Source organism: Undibacterium hunanense, from assembly GCF_014284335.1.
Classification (GTDB): Bacteria; Pseudomonadota; Gammaproteobacteria; order Burkholderiales; family Burkholderiaceae_D; genus Undibacterium; species Undibacterium hunanense.
Window position 1 is genome coordinate 296589 of sequence record NZ_JACOGF010000007.1, and the last position, 24977, is coordinate 321565.

The following is a 24977-nucleotide window of genomic DNA, read 5'->3' on the forward strand; positions in this document are numbered from 1 at the left end:
CGGCATACTGTATTGCGATGGCATGAAGATCACGCAGCCTCGTGCGCGGGGTGCGATTGACGGTGATATAAAAATTCCAACACTTCTGTCCTGTATTCTGCGTACTTGGGATTTTGTGCCAATGCGACGCGGTCACGCGGCCTTTCCAGATCCACTTTCAAAATCTCGCCGATGGTCGCTGCCGGACCATTGGTCAACATGACAATGCGATCTGACAGAAGCACGGCCTCATCCACATCATGTGTCACCATCACCACGGTCGATTGGGTCTTGGCGACGATCTTCAAGAGTTCGTCCTGCAGGTGGGCACGGGTCAAGGCATCCAGTGCACCGAAGGGTTCATCCATGAGCAAGACTTTCGGCTCTATCGCCAGCGCGCGGGCAATACCAACGCGCTGTTTCATGCCGCCGGAAATTTCATTCGGACGTTTTTTCTCTGCATGCGTCAGCCCAACCAGCGACAAGGCCTGCATGGTCCGTTTTTGCAATTTGGTATTGTTTTCAGTGGCACCAAAGACGCGCTCCACTGCCAAAAACACGTTTTCATAACAGGTCAGCCATGGCAACAAGGAATGATTTTGAAACACCACGCCACGTTCCGGCGACGGACCTGAAATTTCACGGTTGGCACAAATCAGTGTGCCTGAAGTGGCATTGGTCAAACCAGCGATCAGATTCAGTAAAGTTGATTTGCCGCAGCCAGAGTGACCGATAAGGGTAATGAATTCACCCTTGGCGACATTCAGATTAATATCACGCAAGGCATGAAAATTACCTTTGCGGGTATTGAACACCATTTCAACCTGGCTGACTGCGATGTACTTGCTATCGATTTCGTTCATGATCATGTCCCCACATCTTCATAAGTAAAGGCGCGTGCAATTGCCACCAGAATTTGTTCAAGTATCAACCCCACCAGACCGATCACCACAATGGCGATAATGATGTGCGGTACATTCAGGTTATTCCATTCATCCCATACCCAAAAACCGATACCGACACCACCAGTCAGCATTTCTGCCGCCACGATGACCAGCCAGGCCGTACCTATCGCCAGACGCACACCCGTCAGCATATAAGGCAATACGGAAGGCAGTAAAATCTTGGTGACGATTTTCCATTCAGACAGATTGAGTACCCTGGCCACGTTCATATAGTCTTGCGGTACACGCTGCACACCGATCGCGGTATTGATGATCATCGGCCAGATCGAGCAGATAAAAATTGACCAGATCGCTGCCGGATGCGCAGACTTGAATACCAGCAAACCGATCGGTAACCAGGCCAGCGGCGATACCGGCTTCAGCAGGCTGATGATGGGATTGAACATGCCCGACAAAAACTTGAAACGTCCAATCAGAAAACCCATTGGAATACCCACGGCCGCAGCCAGACCAAAACCCACTGCCACCCGTTTCAGGGATGCATAAATATTCCATCCTATGCCCTGGTCATTGGGTCCTTTTTGATAAAAAGGATCTGAGAATATATTGATGGCTTCCTGCAAGGTCACCCAGGGCGAAGGAAATGCACTGTTCTTGACCGCGATAATTTCCCAGATCAGGATCAGCATGCCTATGCCAAACAGCGGCGGTAGCACACTCAGGAAAAATGGCCGGAATGAACGCTGCTTCTTTGCAGTTGGATTTTTCACTGGTTTCACCTTTGCCGGTTTGAGTTCGACGACTGCCGATTCGGTTTTTTCCACAGCCGGCTCTTGCATTGCACCATGTACCAAGGTATTCATTGCGACTCCTTAAGCCCTGATTTTGAAGGAAGCTGCATAGGCAGCCGGATTCTTTCCATCCCAGACCGTACCATCCATGAACTTGCTGCTGCGCATGACGTCTTTGGGAACAGATACCTTTGCCATGGCCGCGCCATCCTTGTACACGTCAATGCGATTGACTGCTTTGGCAACCGCCAGATAATCAGGATCTGTTTTCAGCAAACCCCAGCGTTTATGTTGCGTCAGGAACCACATGCCATCAGACAGATAAGGGAAGTTCACCGCACCGTCATTGAAGAATTTCATGTAGTTAGGGTCATCCCAGGTCTTGCCCAGACCATTTTGATAGCGGCCCAAAATACGCTGGTTGATGACATCGACTGAAGTATTGACATAAGATTTGTCAGCAATGGTTTCGGCCATCTTGCTCTTGTTGGACAGCGAGGCATCAATCCAGCGACTGGCTTCGAGTATCGCAGCAACCATGGCGCGTGCCGTGTTCGGATATTTCTGTACGAATTCGGAGGTGGTACCCAATACTTTTTCCGGATGGTCTTTCCAGATATCCTGCGTCGTTGCTGCAGTGATGCCGATACCATCTGCAATCGCCCTGTGGTTCCAGGGCTCACCTACGCAATACCCGTCCATATTGCCGACACGCATATTGGCGACCATCTGTGGCGGCGGCACGGTAATGACCTTGGCATCTTTCATCGGGTTGATGCCGTGTGCTGCCAGCCAGTAGTACAGCCACATGGCATGGGTGCCGGTAGGGAAAGTCTGAGCAAAGGTATATTCACGCTTGTCGGTCTGCATGAGCTTGGCCAGACCCGCACCATCTACCGCACCCTTTTCAGCCAGTTTTTTGGACAGTGTGATCGCCTGACCATTATTATTCAATGTCATCAGCACCGACATGTCTTTCTTGTTGCCCCCTACTCCCAGTTGCACGCCATACAGCAGACCATACAAGACATGGGCGGCATCAAGTTCACCATTCACCAGCTTGTCGCGCACGCTGGCCCAGGAAGATTCTTTGGTGGGGATAATCTTGATGCCGTATTTTTTGTCGAAACCCAGGACAGAGGCCATCACCACCGATGCGCAATCCGTCAGTGGAATAAAGCCGATATGCACTTCTTCTTTTTCTGGCTTGTCTGACCCTGCGGCCCAGACACCACCTGTACTCAGACCCATGATGCCAGCTCCCGTTGCCAATGCAGCGCTTTGCAATAAACTGCGACGTTTGAAATTCGGTTCATGATCTTCCTGCTTGTTGACATCAATGATGAGAGATTTCTTGTTCGATTCCTGATTCGACATGTCTGCACTCCAGCCTGAGAAAGTTTTTCTGCAACGAAAAAAGGTGTCATTCCACGTGGTAAAAACCAGTAGAAAGACACCTTTGTCTAATGAGGTGACCGCCGTTAGTCAGTCTCATTTATTGTTTAGCGCCAGCGTTGGCACTTTCTCTTTCTTTAGCAATTGCCGTGCCAGACCTGGTTCAGTGAATTTGTCTCATTAAAATGCTATGGCGATACAAAGCCGACAAGGATCAGGACTTATTTCGCACCGGAATGACGCGGCGCACCAATTACACGCACAAACTTGGACTCCAATCCACTGCGCCCTATATTCCGCATGAAGCAAACGTTTCTTAGCCACCAAGCAAATCGGCGACATCCAGCATGCGTTGAGCCAGATCAACCAGCTTCAGATTTTTTTCCATGGCTTGCTTGCGCATTCTTTGATAAGCCTCGTTTTCCGACAACTGATGCCTTTCCATCAACAAACCCTTGGCACGCTCTATGGTCTTGCGTTCAACCAGCTTGGCCTTGGTATCTGACAGTTCGCTGCGCAACTTCTGGTCCGCGTTAAAGCGGGCCATAGCCACATCCAGCACAGGCTTGATACGGTCCGACTGCAAGCCGGCGACGACGTAAGCCGACACACCGGCTTCCATGGCGGCGGCCATGTTCGACTGATTACCGTCCTCAGTAAATAATACGATGGGGCGAGGGGCGTCACGGGTCACCATGACCATATGTTCAAGCACATCACGCGAATCAGATTCGGCATCAATGATGATCATGTCCGGCTGCAATTGCGCTACCCGTTCACTCATATACATATCACCGGGAATCACGGCAATGATGTTATACCCGGCCTGCAGCAGCCCAATGCGCAGGGCGCGCGAACGCGCCAGTTGCGCCTGCGCGTCTTCATGCAACTCATCCTCGGTCTGTATGACCGTATTCACCACCACGATACGCAAGCTGGGTGAAACAGACATTGTCGCATTAACACTATTCTGTTTGGTGCGCATAGATAGGCCATGGCAGATATAATCTCGGTATGCGTTCTTTAGCAAGATTCGCACCAATCCGCCACATTATTTAAGTAAAAGCATCATTTCCTGTCATTCACTGACGCTACTCCCGGCAGTTTGGACAAGGCTGTGCTCTGCGCAATTTAGAAATTAACATGATAGTTCTTGGAGTTGAATCTTCCTGCGATGAAACCGGTCTGGCCCTGTACGACACTGAACAGGGCCTGCTTGCCCATGCCCTGCATTCACAAATCGCCATGCATCAGGAGTACGGCGGTGTCGTGCCAGAACTGGCGTCACGCGACCATATCCGGCGCGCCCTGCCCTTGCTGACCGAAGTGTTGAGCAAATCCGGCCTGGAAAAACAGCAGATCGATGCGATTGCCTACACCCAGGGCCCTGGTCTGGCCGGGGCCTTGCTGGTAGGTGCCTCTGTCGCCTGTGGACTGGGCCTGGCGCTGGACAAACCGGTATTGGGCGTACATCACCTGGAAGGCCATTTGCTGTCGCCCTTGCTGGCCAGCAAACCACCAGAATTTCCTTTCATTGCCTTGCTGGTGTCAGGTGGCCATACCCAATTGATGCGGGTTGACGGTGTGGGCCGCTATCAATTGCTGGGGGAAACGCTGGACGATGCTGCCGGTGAAGCCTTTGACAAGTCTGCCAAATTGCTGGGGCTGTCTTACCCTGGCGGCCCCGCCATTTCACGCATGGCAGAATTTGGTGATCCTGCTGCCTATAAATTCCCGCGCCCGATGCTGCATTCCAAAGATTTGAATTTCAGTTTTTCGGGTTTGAAAACGGCCGTCCTGACCGTAGTCAAAAACCATCCTGCGAATATTTGCGAACAGGACAAAGCCAATATCGCCCGTGGTTTTGTCGATGCCATCGTGGATGTGCTGACAGCTAAATGCGTAACGGCGATACGGGAAAGTGGCCTGAAGCGTCTGGTGATAGCCGGTGGTGTCGGCGCCAATCAGCAATTGCGCGCATCCCTGAATGCCGCCGCGCAGAAACGCCGTTTTCAAGTCTACTACCCCGAGCTGGAATTTTGTACCGATAATGGTGCGATGATTGCCTTTGCCGGTGCCATGCGGCTCAAAAAAAATCCCGCGCTGGCAACACGGGATTATGGCTTCAATGTGCGACCACGCTGGCCTTTGCAAGAATTGCTGGAAGCCTGACGGCCTGCTGGCCCGGACACGGATCATCACCGGTCTGGGCGGCTTACTTATAAATACCGCAACCGACTATCACACCCTCGTATTTTTCCACATACATGGATTTGGGTTCTATCTGCTTGGTGGTCGGATTAACAAATTTATAATCTTGCCAGCCCTTGCCCTTGGCCTTGACCATTTCCAAACGCTCGCGGATAAAAAATTTACCGTCGACATCGGTCAGATCTATCATGTCCTTGCCAACCATCTTTGGGTTGAGGTGGGCGATATTTTTGCCATTGAGATCGTAGACCACCACATATAAATCGCGGTCCTGATACTGACCATCACGTTTATTGATGTCTGCGATGGTGGCATCAACACCATGCTTTTTCATGGCATCAATCGTTTTTTGCACCATGGCTTTTGCCTCGTTGGCAGTACCATGTTCGGCGGCACGTGCAGGCAAGTACACCAGTACCAGGCTGAACAGACAAAGGTTCAGGAAACGCAAACGGTAAGAATTCGCAATCATTTCCAGCCCCTTGGTGTCAAATCGCTAGTCAATTCCCTGGATGGTTAAATTCAGCATAATTAACAAACAGGGAAAAATCTAGCGCTATTTGTAAGATTAGAACTCATTTCATAAATAGGGGTGAGATGCGTTTGCCTCATAACGTGGGCTGGCAAGGCGGACGAGGCAGTCAATAGCGGGTCTATTGACAACGAGTCGAATTGTTCACACCTTGCAGTCCAGCACGCGTTATGAGGCAAACCCTCCGGGAGCTGGCGATTTGGGCGCATTGCAGCGCGAGGTGGTGACATTGCGCTTGCTAAGGCACCAGCCTTAGCTGCACAGGGTACAAACCTTAGGCCTTGCACTGCATCCCGAATCGCCTTGCTCGCACTCAGCCCTATTTGTGAAATGAGTTCTACCTATTTTTTAACATTCGCCTTCTTGCTTCCCAAACGGCTTTCCTTACCGTTCATCAAATTTGCAATGTTCTGGCTATGGCGATAGATCAGCAAGCCGCTCATCACAAATACCGCCAGTAATTTGACATCAGGGCCAAACAGGAAGCCGTAATACAAAGGTGCGAAGATGGCCGCAATCAGGGCCGCCAGGGACGAATAACGGAAGGCGAATGCCACAATCATCCAGGTAGCCAGTGTCGCCACACCCAACCAGATATTAATACCGATCAAAACACCGGCAGCAGTTGCCACGCCTTTGCCGCCGACAAATTTGAAAAACACCGGCCATAAATGGCCCAGAAATACCGCGACCGCCACCAGTGCAACGCTACCATCATCCAGACCAAACTGTACGGCGTAAGTGCTGGCCAACCAGACTGCCAGCCATCCCTTGACAGCATCCCCCAGCAGGGTCAGCACTGCTGCTGCCTTGTTACCGCTGCGTAAAACATTGGTCGCACCGGGGTTTTTTGACCCATACGTGCGCGGGTCCGCCAGGCCAAACAATTTGCTGACGACCACAGCAAACGACAGTGAACCGATCAGGTAGGCAGCAATGACTGCCAGTATTGTATTCATCTTGATCCTTATTCTTCATGGGGAAAAATTCCCCGCAAGTATATGCCAGCAGTCAGTGCATCTGGTAAAAACCGGTACAGCCGGACTAATTACTCTTCCAGCGCGCAGTCGACAGGACGGGCTTGCAACAGGCTTTCGAGCAAGCCTGGCGCAATACCGACCAGATAACCGCGCTGGCCGCCATTGATATAAATCTTTGTCAAAGCCAGTATGCTGCGCTCAACATACACAGGCATGGCCTTTTTTGTACCGAAAGGCGAAGTACCACCAACCAGATAGCCAGAATGCTTTTGCGCGTTTTCCGGCTTGCAGGGCTCCACCGATTTGCAGCCTATCTGCCTTGCCAGATTTTTGGTCGATACTTTCCTGTCGCCGTGCATGAGTACGATTAAAGGTTTGGCAGCTTCATCCTGCATTACCAGGGTTTTCACGACAGCGTGTTCGTCTACTCCCAGTTCACGCGCAGACACCGCTGTGCCACCATGCTCTTCATACGCATACGGATGCTCAGAGAACTCTGCCTTGTGCTTGCGCAAAAACTGAGTCGCCTGGGTGACTGAAACATGTTCTTTCTTGGCCAAAATTACACTCTCAAAAACAGGATTGGTGAAATATACCGGTGCAAATTATAGCGTTCGATGGCCAACTTGCATAATTTGCGCCCCAATTCCCGAGGAATAAAAAAAAACCGACAGACAAAGCTGTCGGTTGTTAATTTAGTACCGGCCTTTTTATTTTTTGGCTGCGGGGGAATTGTCACCAATATATTTGTCTATAAAGCGCAGGACCGCTTCACCCCATTTGATATTATTGCTTTCTTTCGCCCAGCCATGGCCTTCACCGGTAAATACCATCCATTCCACCGTATTACCCTGTGCCAGCAGTTTGTCGCGCATTTTTTCACCATGGATCAGCGGAACCCTGATGTCTTCACTGCCATAGGCCATCAAGACCGGTGCCTTGATCTTGCCGGAATTTTCTATCGCTGACACTTTATGGAAATAGGCATCGTCTGTTTTAGGATCACCATGCATTTTCGCGCCCATATTGTCCATGTAAGGGCCGGACATATCTGACCAGTTAACCGTGAACAGCATTTTGACATCGGTCACACCCACCCAGTTGATACCGCACTTATACAGGTCAGGGTCTTTCACCAGACCGTACATGGTGGCATAACCGCCATAGCTGGCACCGATGATGCAGACACGATTCTTGTCAACGATACCCTGTTTGACCAGATTTTCCACACCATCCGTCACGTCATCCTGCATGGACAGGCCCCATTGCTTCCAGCCAGCGGTATGATGTTTCCAGCCAAAGCCGGTCGACATGCGGAATTGCGGCTGCAAAACAGCATAGCCGCGCGATGCCAGCATTTGCGCAATGGGGTCATAGCCATGGTGGTCACGCGCATGCGGCCCACCGTGAATATACGCAACCAGAGGCAGATTTTTCGCTGGCATTCCTTCAGGCAGGGTCAGGTAAGCCGGAATATTGAGCCCATCGCGTGCTTTGTAATTGATGACTTTCTGCGCCGATAATTTCTTGCCTTCAAATTCAGGCTTGGCGACGTATACAGGTTCCAGCACTTTTTTCTCAGTGTCATAAAAGTAAACCGAACCGACATTATTGTCACCACGCACCACCACCACGACATTTTTCCCACTCCACTGAAAGGAAACCTCTTGCCCGGGGAAACTTGCCCGCAAAGTTGCATCCAGTTTGGCATAGTCGTCATCGAAAAAGATCATTTCGGGTAACATGCCGTCTACGCTCACACCAATGAGCTTTTTACGCAAACTATCCATTGCCAGATCTGCGACGTCTACATCGGGATGATCTGCCACCATCTCACCCACGGTCTGTTTGGCGAAATCCCATATATACACGGCCATTTTGTCACGGCCATTAAAGCGCCCCGCCACCAGCAGGGTCTTATTGTCGAAGTCAAAGCCTAGCGGATGCATTTCCTTGCCTTCATCCAGGTAAGCCTGATGAATGAGTTTCCAGGGAGATGTCTCGGTATCGCGGTAATACACCACCTGTTTGACACGCTTGTTTTCCGGGTCTACATCATTGGATACACCGACACGTATGACATTGTTCTCGTCCAGTATCCAGTCACTGACCTTGCCGGGATTATCAAAAGTCAGCAGTCTGGTCCGGCCGGTGACAGTATCCAGGCGCAATACGTCGGAAGCGCCCAGTTTGGCATCTCTGCCACGCTGATTGTTGACAACGATCAGGTCATTGCTGCCATCAAAAACGCGTGCCAACACGGAAAGCGGTTTGTAAGCGATATTGCCACCACGTGCTTCTTTTCTGGTCGGCACCAGTTTGCGGAAAGCCGATCCATCACTATTGACGGCGAACAGACCGCCACCATCATTGTCTTCCATGACGACATCGCTGCCACGACTCAGGCTGAATACCAGGCGCTTGTCATTCACCCAACTCGGCGCAATAATGTCCCAGTCAGGGTCAGACGCGATCACTTTAGGCTGACGCGAATCGAGGCGGATGATGGCCAGCACAAAACGGCCATTGCGCGGCGTCAGTACTGCCATGCTCTGGCCATCAGGTGACAAGACCGGACGACCGCTGAATTGTGCTTTTTTAAAAAAATCTGCCACCGGTATGGATTTGTCGGCACTGGCTGGTAAGCTCACCGTCGCGGCCGCACATAACATACCGGCTATAACAGTCTTGAAAAATTGTTTCTTCACTATTTATCTCCCTCAGAAGAATCTGTTCTTGTTACTCTTTTTTATGTCACTATGCATCGGAAAAACAGTGGATAAAAAAATGCCGGAATCCAGGGCGTACTGACCTGAGATTCCGACACTGATCAGCTCACGAAATTATTTGAATTTATAATCCACGGTGAACTGGAAGTAACGGCCCACGACATCATGCAGGCTGGTGATAGCTGCAACAGCTTGTGCAGATGTTGCGCTTGGTGCAAATGGAGGCATGCGATCCAGCACGTTTCTGACGGCAAAGCTCAACTTCAGATTTTTCATCAGACCAGAATAGCTGCCGCCCAGGTTGAAGGTGGTGAAGGATGGGATGTCCTTGCACAAATTGGCATAACCCTGAGTTTCAAATACACATGGCTGAGTGAAGTCGCCGTTCGATGACATGTGGCCGACATGCACAGCATCCAGCGATGCCTTCCATGCGGCTTTTTCCCATGCGATGCCCGCCGTTGCCTGAACCCGTGGCTGATTACGGGAACCGGCATATTCAATGGCCTCTGCTTCTGGAGAAGGTGCAGACTTATACGAGTGATTGTAAGTGACCCTGAGGTTAGGATAGATACGGCCATATTCACCCAGATTGAAATTGGCGTTAATGTCCATATCCACACCACGCACCTGGGTGGTTGCCACGTTAGTCAGCAACAACCTGAGGTTGGTGATTTCACCCGCAGTCGCACCGGCGGCCTTGTCAGCTGCGCTCAAAGGATCACGCGTAATGACTGCTGCCGGATTGCCGGCGTAACGACCAGGATTTGCCAATACTGTAGTCAGATCAAATGTAGAGATTTCATCCTTGCGTTTGATTTGCCAGAAATCCAGACTGGCATTCAACCAGGTGCTTGGTTCCCATACCAGCCCCACGGTAAAGCTGTCTGCTGTTTCGGGTTTCAGATTAGGATTGGAACCGCTTTCATAGGCACTGCTCCACTGACAGCCATTCTTGAATTTGTCGTTGCAACGCTCAGGATCACGATAAGACAGGAAAGCCTTCAGAATCTGGGTGGAGTTTTCTACCAGCGTCGGGGCACGGAAACCGGTTGCATAGGTGCCACGTACCAGCAGTGTCGGATGGACATTCCATTTCAAACCCACTTTTGGTGTCGTCGAATTACCATAGTCGGAATAGCGATCATAACGTCCAGCGATCTGGCCTTCCAGGGTTTTGAAAATAGGTACCGACAATTCAGCATAGGTGGAGGCAATATTGCGGCCACGTGTATAACCTGGTTGCGATTGTGCCCTGTGGTACAAGGCGCCATCGATGGATAATTGCGAAGGATTGACTTCCAGGGTTTCACGACGTGCCTCTGCACCAACGGCGATGGACAATGGTCCGGCCGGCAATTGCATCAATTCGCCCGACAATTTGGCATCCCACATATACATGCCAGATTTAAAATTGTCTGAAGAATCAGTCACGATTTTTTTATACAGATCAGCATTTTGTGCCGAGCTGCCAAACAGGAAAGTACCGCTGTTGTAGGCGGCAATAAAGGGCACTGACAAGAGGCCTGCAGTGGCCTTGGATTCGACTTTGCTGGTGTTATACATCAGCGCGGATTCCCAATCCCAGTTTGAATAGTTGCCCTTCAGGCCTGCCAGATAACGACCGAAATCGGTAGTATTTTGCAGACCCTGACCAGGGAAATCTTTCAGGGATGCGCGCACGCGCACGGTACCGTTACCGCCCGCCAACGTCTTGCCTGTAACCGGATCAATCAACTCTTGAGGATATTGTGGATGGGTAATCGGCAAAGCCCCTGTATCCAGGCCATTCTGACCGGCAAACCAGTGAGGCAGGCCGGTAACGCTCGCTTTATTCTGGTTATACATGATTTCAGCAAATGCACTCGTATCTGCATTGATCTGCCATGTACCACGGCTGATCAGACCAACACGGTCTGTCTTGCCACCAGAGTTCACCGATGCATCTTTCAAATCATCGAATACACAGGCAGTTCCCAGCGTGCCGGCACCGAAGAAGGTATCAGCAGGCACCAGATTATTGGCAGGACAATTCTTGTCCAGGCTGCGGGAAACGAACTTGCCGGTAACCTTGTCCGTCCAGTAAATATTGCCAGGGAAAGTGTACAGGGAACGATTATCTTTATAACCGTAAGGGCGCAGATCTTCAGTGCTCAGGTAATCATCGCGCTTACTGATGAACATGGGCTTGCGTTGACGGATATCCAGCGTGGCATAGACGTTGTAGTGATCTTCGACCAGGCTACCAAAACCATAGCTCAGGGTCGTGCGGACTTGTTCACCATCATGTCTTTGCGATTGCGAAACAGAACCACTGATTTCCGAGCCGACAAAATTGTCGCGCAAAATGATGTTGACCACACCCGCCATCGCTTCAGAACCATAAATCGCCGACGCGCCGTCTTTCAAGACTTCGATGCGATCTACCGCCCCTACCGGCACAGAATTCAAATCCACGAAGGTGGTTTGATATTCTGGTTGCGCATAGGCAGCCAGACGGCGTCCATTGATCAGTACCAGCGTTGCCTGGCTACCAATACCCCGCAAGTTCAAACCGGATGCACCAGCGGTAAAACCATTGGTACGGTTTTCATCAATACCACCCTGGTTGGAAGAAATGGTTTTTAGCACTTCCGACAGAGAGGTGGCACCACCACGTACGATTTCGTCACGGGTAATCACTTGCACCGGTGACGCGGTTTCGTAATTGATGCGTTTGATTTTTGAACCAGTCACTTCCACTTTCTGGACTTTTTCTACCTTCTTTTCGTCCTCTTGCGTGGTGGTTACCTGTGCCAATACGCCGGTGGCGATAGAGAACAGACCTATGCTGGATAATGCGAATGTGAGACGACTCAGCTTCATGAATTACCTTTCTGTTTTAATTTTTTCAATGCAAGCGCGTTTCTCTTTTTTGTATCGTGGTTGCCGCCATGCGGTGATTTCAGCATCGATCCACTGCATGGACATACCATCCGGTAGCAAACGATCCTCCTTCAAAAACCGTTTGCATCACACACGTCTGGCATTTTTACTTGCAAAAGCACTACGACCATCGAGAGAAATTTGATTATGAGCCGCTACAGAATGTTACTTGCAGGGTTTTTATCGCTGCGTTTCAGAAGGGAAAATCCGGAATTTGTTAAATTTGGAAATATTGTTTTTCATTTTTTAACAAAAAGAACGTTTTTTATGGATTTTTCTTTTCTGCCAAAATTAAGTTTTTAAAAATTATTCTTTAAATAACATTCTAAATATATTTAGAATGTTGTATTTTCGAGTCATTTCATTTCCGTAATGTCAGTCAAACATTTTGTTATGGAAATATTGTTTATATGTTTGCTATCGAATTAGCAGAAAATCTCCGCCAGGCAGCAACGCCCATCAGCTCCGTTTGCGACGCCCAATAAAAAAACCCGTGCCAGAAGCACGGGTTTCAGAGGCAGCCTGAGAAATCAGGCCCAGACTTACAAACGCTTAGACGCCTGTTTTTACCAGCGAGGCTTTCAAGACCTCGTTAAGCGTAGCCAGGCTTTCAGACAAATGCGCACGCGACTCAGGGCTCATCGGCTTGCCGACAGCGCCACGAATGGCGGACAGCAATTGCGTAGCCTGTTCCCTTTGCAAACTGCGGGCGTCTGCCGGTGCGGTTGCAGTTGGCTTGATCAGGGCGTTCGACAAACGCTTCAGATGCTCGCGCTGCAGGTTGCGACGGGCAGATGTTATTTCTGCACCATTGGACAATTCACTCCAGATGCTGGCCTGCAGATTGCCATACAGTTCATGCAAAGACAGTACTTTCTTGGGATCACGCAGTTTTTCTGCCGTATTGAGCATACGTTGCGCAACCACATCCGACATCAACTGATCCAGGGCCGCTGTTTGCAAACCGAGCAGGCGGGCCGAGATGGAAATATCGCTACGGCCAGCGCGCTGGAAGTGATCCACACCCAGGCGGCTCAGTAATTCTGGCGTGAACACAAAGCTCTTCGCCGTGAACAAACTGTCCGACACCAGCTTCAAAGCCTGACGCTGACGTTCTACCGGCACAGGTGTGAAGGTAGCGCGACCGGTTCCGGCATGGTCCCTGAGGAAGGTGGTACCACCGACATATTTGGTCGCCAGCGGTACGGTACGGGCAAATTGACCAAAACCGTACTCAAAACTGCGACGCAGGCTTTCATAACTGTCGCCGGCCTTCAACTGGCGGGTCTGCAATTTGTCCCACAGTTCACGGGAAATCGTCAGGCGCTTCTGGATATACGTCAAAGGATCGGAACCCAGATCGAAGACATTGACATCGGGGTCTGACACCAGGGCAGCAGAGGAATCTTCATCTGTACCATAAGCCAGCAAGGGCTCGGTAGAACGTGACGCAATCCGTGTCAGTTCGTCTTTTTCCTTGTCAGCTTCTATCGGTTTGTATGCATATTCAATCGCCCAGTAGTCATAAGGGCCAAGTGAAGACATGACATACTCGCCCTGAGGCTCACCTTTGGTAGACAGGTTGAAGGGTATGTAATCCATGACAGAACCTGCCAGGCCATTGGCCTTGGTGAAGACCGGATCCTGCAATTGTTTCAGTGTATAGATGGTGGAAGAACGGAAGTTGTGACGCAAGCCCAAGGTATGACCGACTTCATGCATGATGACGTCTTTGACATAGGCTTGTGCCAATGCTTCGGCTTTTGGACTATCCATGTCCACTTCGCCACGTGCTTCCAGCAATTCCATGGCAAAGCCCATTTCCATCGCTGCTTCATGGGCAAAATCGCAATCACCATTGTGTTGATGGCTGGCGACCTGGCCAGCCGTGTCTTCACCTACCATGCGACGGGCGCCACGGGCAAATACGTCGGACATACCAATGTCTGCATCCAGGATTTCGCCACTGCGTTCATCAACACGGGAAGGTCCAATCGCAAAGCCGACATCGGCACCGACAAACCAGCGAACCGAAGCATGGAGCGCATCCATCGTGTCAAAGGTATCACTTTCTACCTGCTGTTTGGCCACCACAGCGTTTTTGAAACCGATTTTCTCGAACGCCTTGTTCCATTCCAGGATGCCCTCGGTAATCGATTTGCGGTATTTCTCAGGAACGTTTTTATCCAGCCAGTACACGATGGGTTGTACCGGCTCAGACAGGGCAGCAGTTGGGTCTTTCTTTTCCAGACGCCAGCGGTTCACAAAATGACGTGAAGTCTTGGGTTTGATGTCATCGGTATAGTCAAAGCTGGTTGTCACGAAGTGGCCGATACGGTCATCTGCCATACGTGGGCGCATTACTTCTTTCGGCAAGGCCGCGAAGTTATAGTAGAAACCGACAAAGAAACTGCGTGGATCTGGTGTCGTTGTTGGCGGCGTTGGCATAGGCACCGGCGTAGGCACCAGTGGCGCGGCCGCAATTCTTGGAACAAAGAAATGAGTGTTCACCAGGAAGCCCGTCAATGACTCATCCACGTTAAGCTTGCTGAAGCTGGTATTGGTGCGGTCTATTGCATAGGCCATGCGATAAGCCGATTCCAGACGGGTTGAATAGCCAGGAATATCAGAGAACAGCAAGGCGCTGGCGTCAATCAGGATGCCTTTCGATTCGGCATGTGGCGAACTCAGCACGGGGGCACTGCCCAGCAGGCTGTCAGAAAACGCCTGGGCCACGGCCTGGGCCTGTGGTGTACCAGGGGTTGCGTAGTAATCTGTATTTTTAGCCAGCAATTGCACCTGGTTACCGATTTTATGGAAAACCACCTGGTGGCCGCCACCCATCTGGCTACCATACAGACCGCGCTCACCGATGCTGTTCGGGATGTTATAGGTAAACAGGAAAGGCTTGTCGAATTGCTCAGGGCGAATTTCCAGCCAGACCTTGTCGTCTTTCTGATACAGATTGAAAAAGCCTTTAAGCTCTTTGGCATCCTTAATGATATCTTTGAACGGACGCAATGCCGTCGGCGCAGCAGCAGGAGCTGCACCAGGTGCAGGGGCAGCAGCGCCATTCGCTGCAGGAACACCGGCAGCAGGTGTTGCTGGCGGCGTTTGCGCAAATGCTGAGCCACCCAGTGCACATAACAAAAGCAGCATGGTCTTTTTCTTAAAATGGCTTTCTTTTGACGATTTCATAATCAATCCTGGTTACATTAAAAACAGGCAGTCAACCCCTACTTGGGCGCTACCCGGCTGTGTCATAGACCACATATTTCGTTACAAGTTCTTACAAGTTGCAGGAACCTTTTCACAGCTTGATTTTTGCAGAAATTTCATAATTTGAAAATTTTTTCGCATTTTTTTGACCAAAAACATATGCAATATAACAAGTAAATATCGTTTTATTGACCATATTTACAAGAAAATAAGCTGTTTTCACTGTTTTTATAAGCTTATTACTTGAAATTATATGCATTTACATGAATTTTCAAAAAAGTCACAAAATCGTGCTTTTTCATAAATTTCGAAAGTAAATTTTCATTTCTTGTCTCCGCTATACAACAAGAAGTCAAAAAAGCGTAACAAATGCTTTCCCATAAAGGTATTTTATTTACATAATAAAGTTCTGTTTGATTAATTGCCTTTCATTTCCCGCATGTAAGTTTAAAGAGGAAAAAAACATAGCAATATCTCATCAGACCGCAGTACAGGCAAACATGAAAATTCACAAAATTTTCCGACGTGCCAAAGTTAAACTGCCACAAACGGATCCGGCACCCGATTGCATCTGGTCTATCAATAAAGAGGGAATAATAATGATTTTCAAAGAAAAAGTTGGCGTACAGTCAGTACGTCTGGCGCTGAGCGTAATTGCTGGCTCCATGCTGATCGGGGGCTATGCCCACGCTCAGACTGAAGCACCGCAACGTATCGAAATTACCGGCTCGAACATCAAGCGCGTCGATAAAGAAGGTACATCACCAATTCAAACCATCACTGCCAAAGAAATCAAGCAGAGTGGTGCAACAACAGTGCTGGAATTGTTGAAAGGCGTACCATCCATGGGTACTGGTGGTTACAACGATACACCAGACCAAAATGGTTTCTCCCGCGGTGTTGCAACGGCATCCCTGCGTGGCCTGAGCTCCACTTCCACCCTGATCCTGTTGAATGGTCGCCGCATGACGCCTTCCGCGTACGCGAATCCAAACAACGGCCAGTCCACACTGTACGATCTGAACAGTATCCCTCTGTCTGCCATTGAAAAAGTAGAGATTTTCAAAGACGGCGCGTCAGCAGTGTATGGTTCTGATGCGGTTGCCGGCGTTATCAACTTCATCACCAAACGTGATTATCAAGGTGGTGAAATTTCCACCAGTATCTCTGCCAATGATGACCGAGAATTCGGTCGCCAGAATGTTAACGGCACGATCGGTTTCGGTGACTACTCCAGCCAGGGTTACAACGTTCTGTTTGCTGTAGATTACAGAAAACAAAACGCAACTACCATGAAAAATGGTTCCAACGATATCAATGCTCAAGCTTATGCTGACATCAACTATCGTTTGAATCCATACAGCAGCAGCGTATCCAATCAGGCATTCTTCTACAAAGAACGCACTCCTGGTTCCCTGTCCTTCTTCACGACAGGCGCAACGGTCATCAACCAGACCAATTGCGCGGACTCTCGTAAAGTGACTGGTGCTGCTGTCAACAATATTGGCTCTACCAGCGTATTGTTTGGCCGTACATTCTGTAACTACGATACAGATGCAGATACTGACGTACAGACTAAAGGCGATGACATCAATTTTATGACTGTCGGCAATCTGAAAATCAACGACAAACTGTCTGCTTTCGGTGAATTTGCCTATAACGACACAAAGCGTGTGTATCGTGCATCGCCACGTACCATCAGCGGTACATCTCCAACTACCAACTTCCTGGTTGGCGGTCTGGCTACTCCGTTCCAGGCAATTCTGCCTATCGGCCATCCAGACAATCCAAATAAAGATGCCCGTACTGCTGTTTCCTACCGTTTTGAAAACCTCAAAACTGGTACAGATCTGGACAACAAGGCTTCCCGTCTGGTTGCTGGTCTGAAAGGCACAGTTGCTAGCTGGGATTGGGAAAGTGCAGTATTGTGGAACCGTTCCGAACGCAATGAAGTTGCACACGGCTTCCTGTACCTGCCTACCCTGCGCAAGCTGATCACAGACAACCGCTCATTGGCTTCCATCGCAGCAGACCCAACAATCAGTCCGGATCTGACCAACGTTGGTACTGCTGAAATCGCTCAATGGGATGCAAAAGCATCGACAGAATTCGGTAACCTCGGAGGCGGCGCAATCGGCTTTGCGGCTGGTGTTGAGTTCCGTCAGGAAAAATTGACCATTGTTCCTGATGCAGCGAACGCTCGTGGTGATATTCTGGGCCTGGCAACAACAGCAATCGATTCTAAGCGTAACGTTTCTTCCGCATTCTTCGAGGTCCGCACACCATTCCTGAAAAACTTCGAAATGGATTTCGCTGGCCGGTATGATAAATACCCTACTTTCAAGGGTAACTTTGTACCTAAAGTTGGCGCAAAATGGACAGTCGTAGATGGTCTGGCATTCCGTGGTACATATTCTGAAGGCTTCCGTGCTCCAGCTCTGTCTCAGGTTGCTTCCGGCGGTTCGCAATTCTTCCTGAACAATACAGTTGATCCTGTTCGCTGCCCTAATGGTGCAACACCTGTGGCTGGCGCTGAACAAGCCGACTGTGCAAAGAGCATTTCGGGTGTTGGTGGTGCCAATCCTGATCTGAAACCAGAAACATCCAAAAGCCTTGCTTTTGGTCTGATCTACTCTCCAACGGCCAACTTTGACATTCTGGTAGATACATACAAACTGCGTAAAGAAGGTGAAGTTGCATTGAGTAGCGCGACTTTCTTGTTGGAACATGCAAACAGATATCCTGCTGATGCTATTCTGCGTGATACAAATCCGGCAAATCAGTTGAAAGATGCAAACGGTAATCCTATCCCTGGCACAGGCCCATTGCTGGCAGTAAAAACACCTTGGGTTAACCAAGGTGTTACTGAAATCAGCGGTGTGGATGTTGAGCTGAAAATGCGCAACAACCTGGGTGAAAATGGCAAGCTGTCCACTTCATTTAGATCCACTTACCTGATTTCTTATCGTCGTGCTGAATTTCCTGGTGACGTCGAAAGAAATGCGGTTGGTACGAATGGCGGCTTGAATGACTGGGCAACATCGGTAGATAATATCCCTCGTCTGCGTGCAACATTGAGCAGCACTTGGGAAAAAGGTCCACATACTGTATACGGCTCAATCAACTTTACCGACAGCGTTTCGCAATATCGTCGTTACGATGGTGCCACTACTTACGCCACACCATATTGCTTCTATGGTTCCGGTGTTCCAGCTGGTGCAACTACAACGTTTGCGAATCAACCTAACTACACCAAGTATTTCCCAGATTGCCAAATCTCAAGCTGGACTACGCTTAACTTAGGTTATAACTACACTGGATTTAAAGACCTGACTTTGGGCATCAACATCAGAAACATCACTGATTCCAAAGCACCTTACAGTCCAACAACCACTGCTGCAACAGTTCAGCAAGGTTATAACTCAAGTTTGCATAACGACTTCGGCCGTTATTTCACAGTCTCTGCAAAATACGTTTTCCGTTGATCGGTTGACGTAGTGTAAGGAATAAACGCCTCGTAATCCGGGGCGTTTATTTTTAGTGCTTCTTATTTTCAAATAAAAAAACCCATAGGAAAAAGAATGAAACAGGTGCTCACTACAATGTGCAGACAACTTTCTGTTTGTGCAATTATCGCGTTCAGTATGGCGGTGCCGGTCCATGCACAGACGCCAGTACAAGAAAAAATTCCGGTTGAGAATTTTTTCAAAATTCATCACATTGAAAAAATACAGATGTCGCCAGATGGTAAATCCATCGGCATGTTGGCATTGAATAATAACGATCGATTTGTATTGTCAGTTCTCGATACGGCAACCCTGACTCCCAAAGTTATTGCCGGTTATGACAAGACAGACGTGGTTTCTTTTAATTGGGTCAATAGTCGAAGGTTGATTTTCAGCATAGGCGATGTTCGCGCTCTGATTGGTGAAGGCCGCGGTGGTAGTGGCACATTTGCCATTAACAAGGACGGTACCGAAATCCGTCAGTTGATAGCTAGTGTTGGTGACGAAAAAACACGGGTACTAAATCGTATGCATTCACTTCATTCCACTGTGAGTGCTAACGAAGAAAATGACGTGTATGTGACTCGTCAAACAGGTAACCGTAAAAATCCTAGTGCAGCACTGTTTAAATTGAATACGCTGACAGGTCAGAATGAAAACATTCCTGCTCCAGTCAATTCCATAGGTTTCATGCTCGACAAATCTGGTCAGCTTCGCGTGGCGACTACCAGTCTGGACAACCTGACGGGCGTCGAATACAAAGACCCCAAAACCCAGCAATGGCGTAATCTGATTACGTTTGACAATATCAAGGAAGATGGTTTTTCCCCGGCATTTATTGCCCCAGATGGCCAGCTTTATGTTCGTGCTCACAAGGGGCAGGACACGACTTCCATTTATCGCTATGACCTTGAAAAAAACAAGATAGACGATACACCCATCGTATCGACTAAAGGATTTGACTTCGCAGGCAGGTTTATCTTCAACAACAAGCAAAACAAACTCCTGGGTATCAGCTATGAGAGTGATGCAGATGGCATATTGTGGCTGGATGATAAATGGAAATCTTATCAGGCAAAAATTGACAAGGCATTACCGAACACCGTCAACAGTCTGGCTGGAGCCAACAATGCTGAGAATAATTTGATTATTGTGCATTCATTTTCAGACGTGCACCCTGGTTCATATTTGATTTACAACACAAAAACTGAGGAATTTACGGCCATAGGTGACAGGAAGCCGGAAGTCGACTCGAAAAAAATGTCCTATAAGGACTTTGTCAGAATCAAGGTTCGCGATGGCCTGGAGATTCCTACCTATGTCACTATTCCACGCAACAGCACTGGCAAAAACTTGCCAATGGTGGTTATGGTACATGGCGGACCGTATTTGCGGGGTGTGCATTGGGATTGGAATCCCGAGACACAATTCCTGGCATCACGCGGTTATGTAGTAATCGAACCCGAATTCCGGGGCAGCGAAGGGTATGGAAAAACTCTCAACAGGGCCGGTTGGAAACAATGGGGTCTGGCCATGCAGGATGACGTCACAGATGTCACCAAATGGGCAATTGAGAAGGGGTATGCGGACCCGAAACGCATTTGTATTGCAGGTGCAAGTTATGGCGGTTACGCTGTCCTGATGGGACTGATCAAAGAACCTGACATGTACCGCTGCGGTATCAGTTGGGTCGGTGTCACCGATATCAATCTGCTGTATGACGTTAGCTGGAGCGATACTGCAGGGTCTACCTGGGCACGTTATGGCATGCCAATTCTTATCGGCGACCAGGAGAAAGACGCTGCGCAATTAAAAGCCACGTCACCGGTAGAGCAGGCGAGTCGCTTGACCCGACCTTTGATACTGGCCTATGGCATCGAAGATTACCGTGTTCCACTGGTACATGGCGAACGCTTCAAAAAAGCGCTTCCGGCTAGCACCAAGGTAGAATGGATCACTTATACTGGTGAAGGCCATGGCTGGCGCCAACCGCAAAATAATGTCGACTTCTGGACCAGGGTAGAGAAGTTCCTGGAAGAGAATACAGCAGTCAAGTAAGCAGGTAATTCACAAAAAAATCCACGCGTGGTATGCGTGGATTTTTTTCTTTTCAGCAGTCAGACAAGTAAATAACTGCTACTGCCTTCAACCACGCGGATGATGCTGCGCATGCAGTTTCTTCAGGCGTTCCCTGGCGACATGCGTATAGATTTGTGTCGTTGAAATATCCGCATGGCCAAGCAATAACTGTACAACCCGCAAATCTGCGCCATGATTCAATAAGTGGGTAGCAAAGGCGTGGCGCAAGGTGTGAGGTGACAGTGCCACGGCAATATGGGCCTGCTCTGCATATTTCTTGATCAGTATCCAGAACATCTGCCGGGTCATGGCTGCGCCGCGTGCAGTGACGAACAAGGCATCATCAATCTGGCCATTCAAGATGGCTGGCCGCCCTTCTTTCAAGTAACGTTCCAGCCAGGCGCGGGCTATCTCACCAAAAGGAACCAGGCGGGTCTTGCCACCCTTGCCGGTAATGCGCAAGACACCTTCATTCAGCCCAACTTCAATCGAACGCAGACCGACCAGTTCACTGACCCGCAAGCCGCAGGCATACAGCAACTCCAGCATGGTCCTGTCACGCAGGCCAAGCGAGGTCGAATCATCCGGTGCCTTCAACAATGATTCCACCTGGGCTTCGCTCATGGTCTTGGGCAGGCGTGGTGCCTGCCTGGCTGAGCGCAGTTTGCTGCAAGGATTCTGACTGATCAGGTTTTGACGAAATGCCAGCAGATAAAAACGTTTCAGTACGCTCATGCGGCGGTTGGCAGAACTGGCTTTGGAGCTGGCATGTTTCGCCGCAATATAACTGCTGATATCCGCATGGCTGACCTGATACAGGTGCTTGGCATGTCCATGGTGCAACCACTCGGCAAACAGGCGCATGTCGCGCCGGTAGGCTTCGATAGTGTTCTTGGCCAGCCCGTCTTCCAGCCACAAGGCATCGCAAAACTGGTCAATTTGCGCCGTTATGCTGGCGGGTAACTCAATCGCCGGTTCTGGCGCGATGGCTGACTTGCCTTTTACTTCCACAATGCATCCTGAGTCCGGTCATAGCCAGCAACACCTTCATGCGCGAGCAACCAGCGTTTCACACCCAGATGGAAACCTGTTTCATCATCATTATGGGCAAAACCGCCTATGCCACCGGCAGCCGTCACACGGTGACAGGGAATGACCAGGGGATACCAGTTAGCACCACAAGCCTGCCCCACTGCACGTGGCGCAGAACGCAAATGCTTGGCAATCTGCCCATAGGTTAATACCTGACCACGCGGTATGGATGAAATTGCCTGCCACACTCTGCCCTGAAAAGCAGTGCCCGCCTCTTTCAAAGGCAAGGTGAATTGATAATCCGGGTTATTCAGATAGGCATCAACCTGTTTCGCAGCCTGTTCAGCCAGTTTGTCGACCGGCGCTTTTTCTTTAAAGCGGGCCGGCAGGTAGACCAGTTCAGAAATGTAAGGGCCTTCACTGCGAATACCTACAGCACCGAACGGCGCCTCCACAATGGCTGAAAAAATACCCGATTCTTTATCCAGCATGATTTTCCTTTCAGACAAAAGAAAAAAAGGCGCATCATCTGATGCGCCTTTAAAACGTCTTTCGCGTTTTCGGCTGTTTAGCGTACATGATTTTTTTTAATTTATCACATCCGCTCAGCTTGTAGTAAAAACGCGCGTCTCCTCAGTGTGTACGGTATTGTTACCGTTATTTTGCACTACCGCCTTTTAAACTGGTACTTGCTTTTCGTCTTGCAGAAATCTGAACTGACGAGAATATAGCATGCTCAGAATTGGCTTTCAAAATAAAAATGGTACAAATTGGTGCGTTGTTGCAGATTTGTGAAATATGATCATAAACCCTAAAAATGTGTTAGGCAATGCCAATTTTTATTTTGCCAAAATAAAAAATGCCGTATTTCCTAGCGGAAAACACGGCAATTTCTTTTTAACTTTGGTGACTCTGGCCTTTTTATCTACTTGTATATCAGATTTGATAATGACATCGTGATGACCAGTGCCTAAGTAATCAGCAACAGCAAGCTAACCTTCCATTATCAGGTATGACAAAACTGTGGCAGTCAGCTCCAGTCGCCCCATTTTGGTGATTTTTGAAGTGAGCCGATAATTCGAGCTTGCAGAAATTGTCTTAGATACTGGGATGCTGGTATCGATGCATCAGGTGTGGGCTTGCGTACCAGAGCAAATGGCTCGCCCAAAGCAAACATCGCCAGAAGCACTACATGCTCTGGCGATGTGTGTGATGCGTGCGTGCAGGTCGTATTACTTGTAACCGAGCTTCGCGGCTTCTTTATTGACATTGCTGATCAAATCCTTGCCGATACGGCTTTCCATCTCTTTTTGCACCGGCAACAGTGCTTTGCGCCATTCAGCTTTTTCTTGAGGCGTCAGCGCATACACCGTCGTCTTGCCAGATTTCTTGACGGCTTCCAGTGCATTGTCATTCTCTTGCTGCGCAATCGCATTCGCATATTTGGTGGCAGATTTCATCGCTTCATCAAGCTGACCACGGATATCGGCTGGCAAGCCATCCCAGAACTTTTTGTTGACGATGACAGCATAGCCAAGGTAACCATGGTTAGTAATGGTCACATGCTTTTGTACTTCATGCATTTTCTGTGTGTACAGATTGGATGGTGGATTCTCGGTGCCGTCAACCACTCCTGTCTGCAAGGCCTGGTAGACCTCAGAGAAAGCCAATACTTGCGGGTTGGCGCCCAGTGCACGCATTTGCGCATCCAATACCTTGGATGACTGTATGCGCATTTTTTGCCCCTTCATATCAGCAGGCATATGCAAAGGCTTGTTGGCCGACATGACCTTGAATCCATTGTCCCAGAAACCCAGGCCGGTAATACCTTTGGGTTCCAGCTTCTTCATCAGGTCCTTGCCGATTTGGCCTTCGGTCACGGCGTACAGCACGTCTTTTGCAGGGAAAATATAAGGCAAATCGAAAACTTCAAATTCTTTCACGCCCAAAGGGCCGAATTTGGCCAGCGACGGTGCCAGCATCTGCACTGCGCCCAATTGCAGGGCTTCCAGCTCTTCCTTATCTTTATACAGGGTGCTGTTGGCGTAGACCTCAACCTTGACGCGTCCCTTGGTGGCTTTTTCTGCCAGTTCCTTGAAACGCTCAGCGGCTTTACCCTTGGGCGTATCACTGGAAACCACATGACTGAATTTAATGACGATAGGGGCCTGCGCAAATGCGGCACCACTCACAAGGGAAGCGGTCAACAGGGAAAACAGCACTGATTTCAGTTTCATATTTGTCTCCAGACATTTTTATGGATTGTTGCACGGATTATTTCAATGTCGGCATTATCCGGCAACTGTGGAAAACCACAAGTGTGCAGAAATGAATGAAAAACTCACCCCCCACACACATCAATGCACACATTGCATACATGGATAAGCCCACTGCATAATCCATGAGATGTTAACATGCCGGGCGCAAGCAACATGTGATGCAGGACAAGCTAGGATAAGCTAGGGCAAGCTGGATCACAAACCTGTTTGCCCGTGAAACAAACAGCATGTGGGGCAGGCAATTGCAGATGTGCGTACTATTCATGCGAAAAGTGTCGTTTATTCCAGAAAGATGTGGATAACCACAGTTGCCGCCTGTTACGTGCTTACCGGAAAATATAAAACATAATAAAAATGATTTTCTTGCAACATGGGAGACCGTATGAAACAACCGCCCGCAACGGCCAGGCACACT

General features: G+C 49.3%; 16 protein-coding genes. 3 read left to right on the plus strand and 13 right to left on the minus strand.

The window, feature by feature from the left end:
* Positions 1-29: 29 nt before the first annotated feature.
* The 4 genes from H8L32_RS15565 to H8L32_RS15580 all read right to left on the minus strand — a co-directional run bounded on the left by H8L32_RS15565 (position 30) and on the right by H8L32_RS15580 (position 4022).
* The gene (locus H8L32_RS15565) at positions 30-842 is read right to left on the minus strand and encodes an ABC transporter ATP-binding protein (protein WP_186948156.1); all 813 of its coding nucleotides are present in this window, start codon (positions 840-842) and stop codon (positions 30-32) included.
* 2 nt (positions 843-844) lie between these two features.
* Positions 845-1747, minus strand: a complete 903-nt coding sequence (gene ntrB, locus H8L32_RS15570) for a nitrate ABC transporter permease (protein WP_230412246.1) — start codon at positions 1745-1747, stop codon at positions 845-847.
* 9 nt (positions 1748-1756) lie between these two features.
* A complete protein-coding gene (locus H8L32_RS15575) occupies positions 1757-2926 on the minus strand; it encodes a CmpA/NrtA family ABC transporter substrate-binding protein (RefSeq protein ID WP_230412257.1) in 1170 nt (389 codons plus the stop codon).
* Between the two features lie 460 nt (positions 2927-3386).
* Positions 3387-4022: an ANTAR domain-containing response regulator gene (locus H8L32_RS15580; protein ID WP_230412247.1), complete on the minus strand. Its 636-nt coding sequence runs from the start codon at positions 4020-4022 to the stop codon at positions 3387-3389.
* 191 nt (positions 4023-4213) lie between these two features.
* On the opposite strand from H8L32_RS15580, the gene tsaD reads away from it, so the two are divergent.
* Entirely contained in the window at positions 4214-5242 is a 1029-nt protein-coding gene (gene tsaD / locus H8L32_RS15585; protein WP_186948159.1) for a tRNA (adenosine(37)-N6)-threonylcarbamoyltransferase complex transferase subunit TsaD, read from the plus strand.
* Between the two features lie 43 nt (positions 5243-5285).
* Here tsaD and H8L32_RS15590 read toward each other — a convergent pair whose 3' ends face one another.
* The 6 genes from H8L32_RS15590 to H8L32_RS15615 form a co-directional block, all read right to left on the minus strand.
* Positions 5286-5753 carry a cache domain-containing protein gene (locus H8L32_RS15590; RefSeq protein WP_186948160.1) on the minus strand — a complete coding sequence of 156 codons (468 nt, stop codon included), beginning with the start codon at positions 5751-5753 and terminating at the stop codon, positions 5286-5288.
* A 401-nt stretch (positions 5754-6154) separates the two neighbouring features.
* Positions 6155-6772, minus strand: a complete 618-nt coding sequence (plsY, locus tag H8L32_RS15595) for a glycerol-3-phosphate 1-O-acyltransferase PlsY (RefSeq protein WP_186948161.1) — start codon at positions 6770-6772, stop codon at positions 6155-6157.
* Positions 6773-6861: 89 nt separating this feature from the next.
* On the minus strand, positions 6862-7353 hold the full coding sequence (gene ybaK / locus H8L32_RS15600) for a Cys-tRNA(Pro) deacylase (RefSeq protein ID WP_186948162.1): 492 nt from the start codon (positions 7351-7353) through the stop codon (positions 6862-6864).
* A 150-nt stretch (positions 7354-7503) separates the two neighbouring features.
* Positions 7504-9501, minus strand: coding sequence for a S9 family peptidase (locus H8L32_RS28175; protein ID WP_186948163.1), 1998 nt, complete (start codon positions 9499-9501; stop codon positions 7504-7506).
* Between the two features lie 135 nt (positions 9502-9636).
* Positions 9637-12387, minus strand: coding sequence for a TonB-dependent receptor (locus tag H8L32_RS15610; RefSeq protein WP_186948164.1), 2751 nt, complete (start codon positions 12385-12387; stop codon positions 9637-9639).
* A gap of 612 nt (positions 12388-12999) precedes the next feature.
* Complete coding sequence (locus tag H8L32_RS15615; protein WP_186948165.1) at positions 13000-15606, minus strand: zinc-dependent metalloprotease; 2607 nt, start codon at positions 15604-15606, stop codon at positions 13000-13002.
* A 659-nt stretch (positions 15607-16265) separates the two neighbouring features.
* Here H8L32_RS15615 and H8L32_RS15620 point away from each other — a divergent pair.
* Positions 16266-19151, plus strand: coding sequence for a TonB-dependent receptor plug domain-containing protein (locus H8L32_RS15620; RefSeq protein WP_186948166.1), 2886 nt, complete (start codon positions 16266-16268; stop codon positions 19149-19151).
* Positions 19152-19400: 249 nt separating this feature from the next.
* A complete protein-coding gene (locus H8L32_RS15625) occupies positions 19401-21230 on the plus strand; it encodes a S9 family peptidase (protein WP_186948167.1) in 1830 nt (609 codons plus the stop codon).
* Positions 21231-21317: 87 nt separating this feature from the next.
* On the opposite strand, the gene xerD is transcribed toward H8L32_RS15625, so the two are convergent.
* The 3 genes from xerD to H8L32_RS15640 all read right to left on the minus strand — a co-directional run bounded on the left by xerD (position 21318) and on the right by H8L32_RS15640 (position 24520).
* Positions 21318-22238 carry a site-specific tyrosine recombinase XerD gene (gene xerD / locus H8L32_RS15630; RefSeq protein WP_408058907.1) on the minus strand — a complete coding sequence of 307 codons (921 nt, stop codon included), beginning with the start codon at positions 22236-22238 and terminating at the stop codon, positions 21318-21320.
* 14 nt (positions 22239-22252) lie between these two features.
* Positions 22253-22774 (minus strand): methylated-DNA--[protein]-cysteine S-methyltransferase, encoded by a 522-nt coding sequence (locus tag H8L32_RS15635; protein WP_186948168.1) that lies wholly within the window; start codon positions 22772-22774, stop codon positions 22253-22255.
* Positions 22775-23515: 741 nt separating this feature from the next.
* Positions 23516-24520: a TRAP transporter substrate-binding protein gene (locus H8L32_RS15640; RefSeq protein ID WP_186948169.1), complete on the minus strand. Its 1005-nt coding sequence runs from the start codon at positions 24518-24520 to the stop codon at positions 23516-23518.
* Positions 24521-24977: the final 457 nt, after the last annotated feature.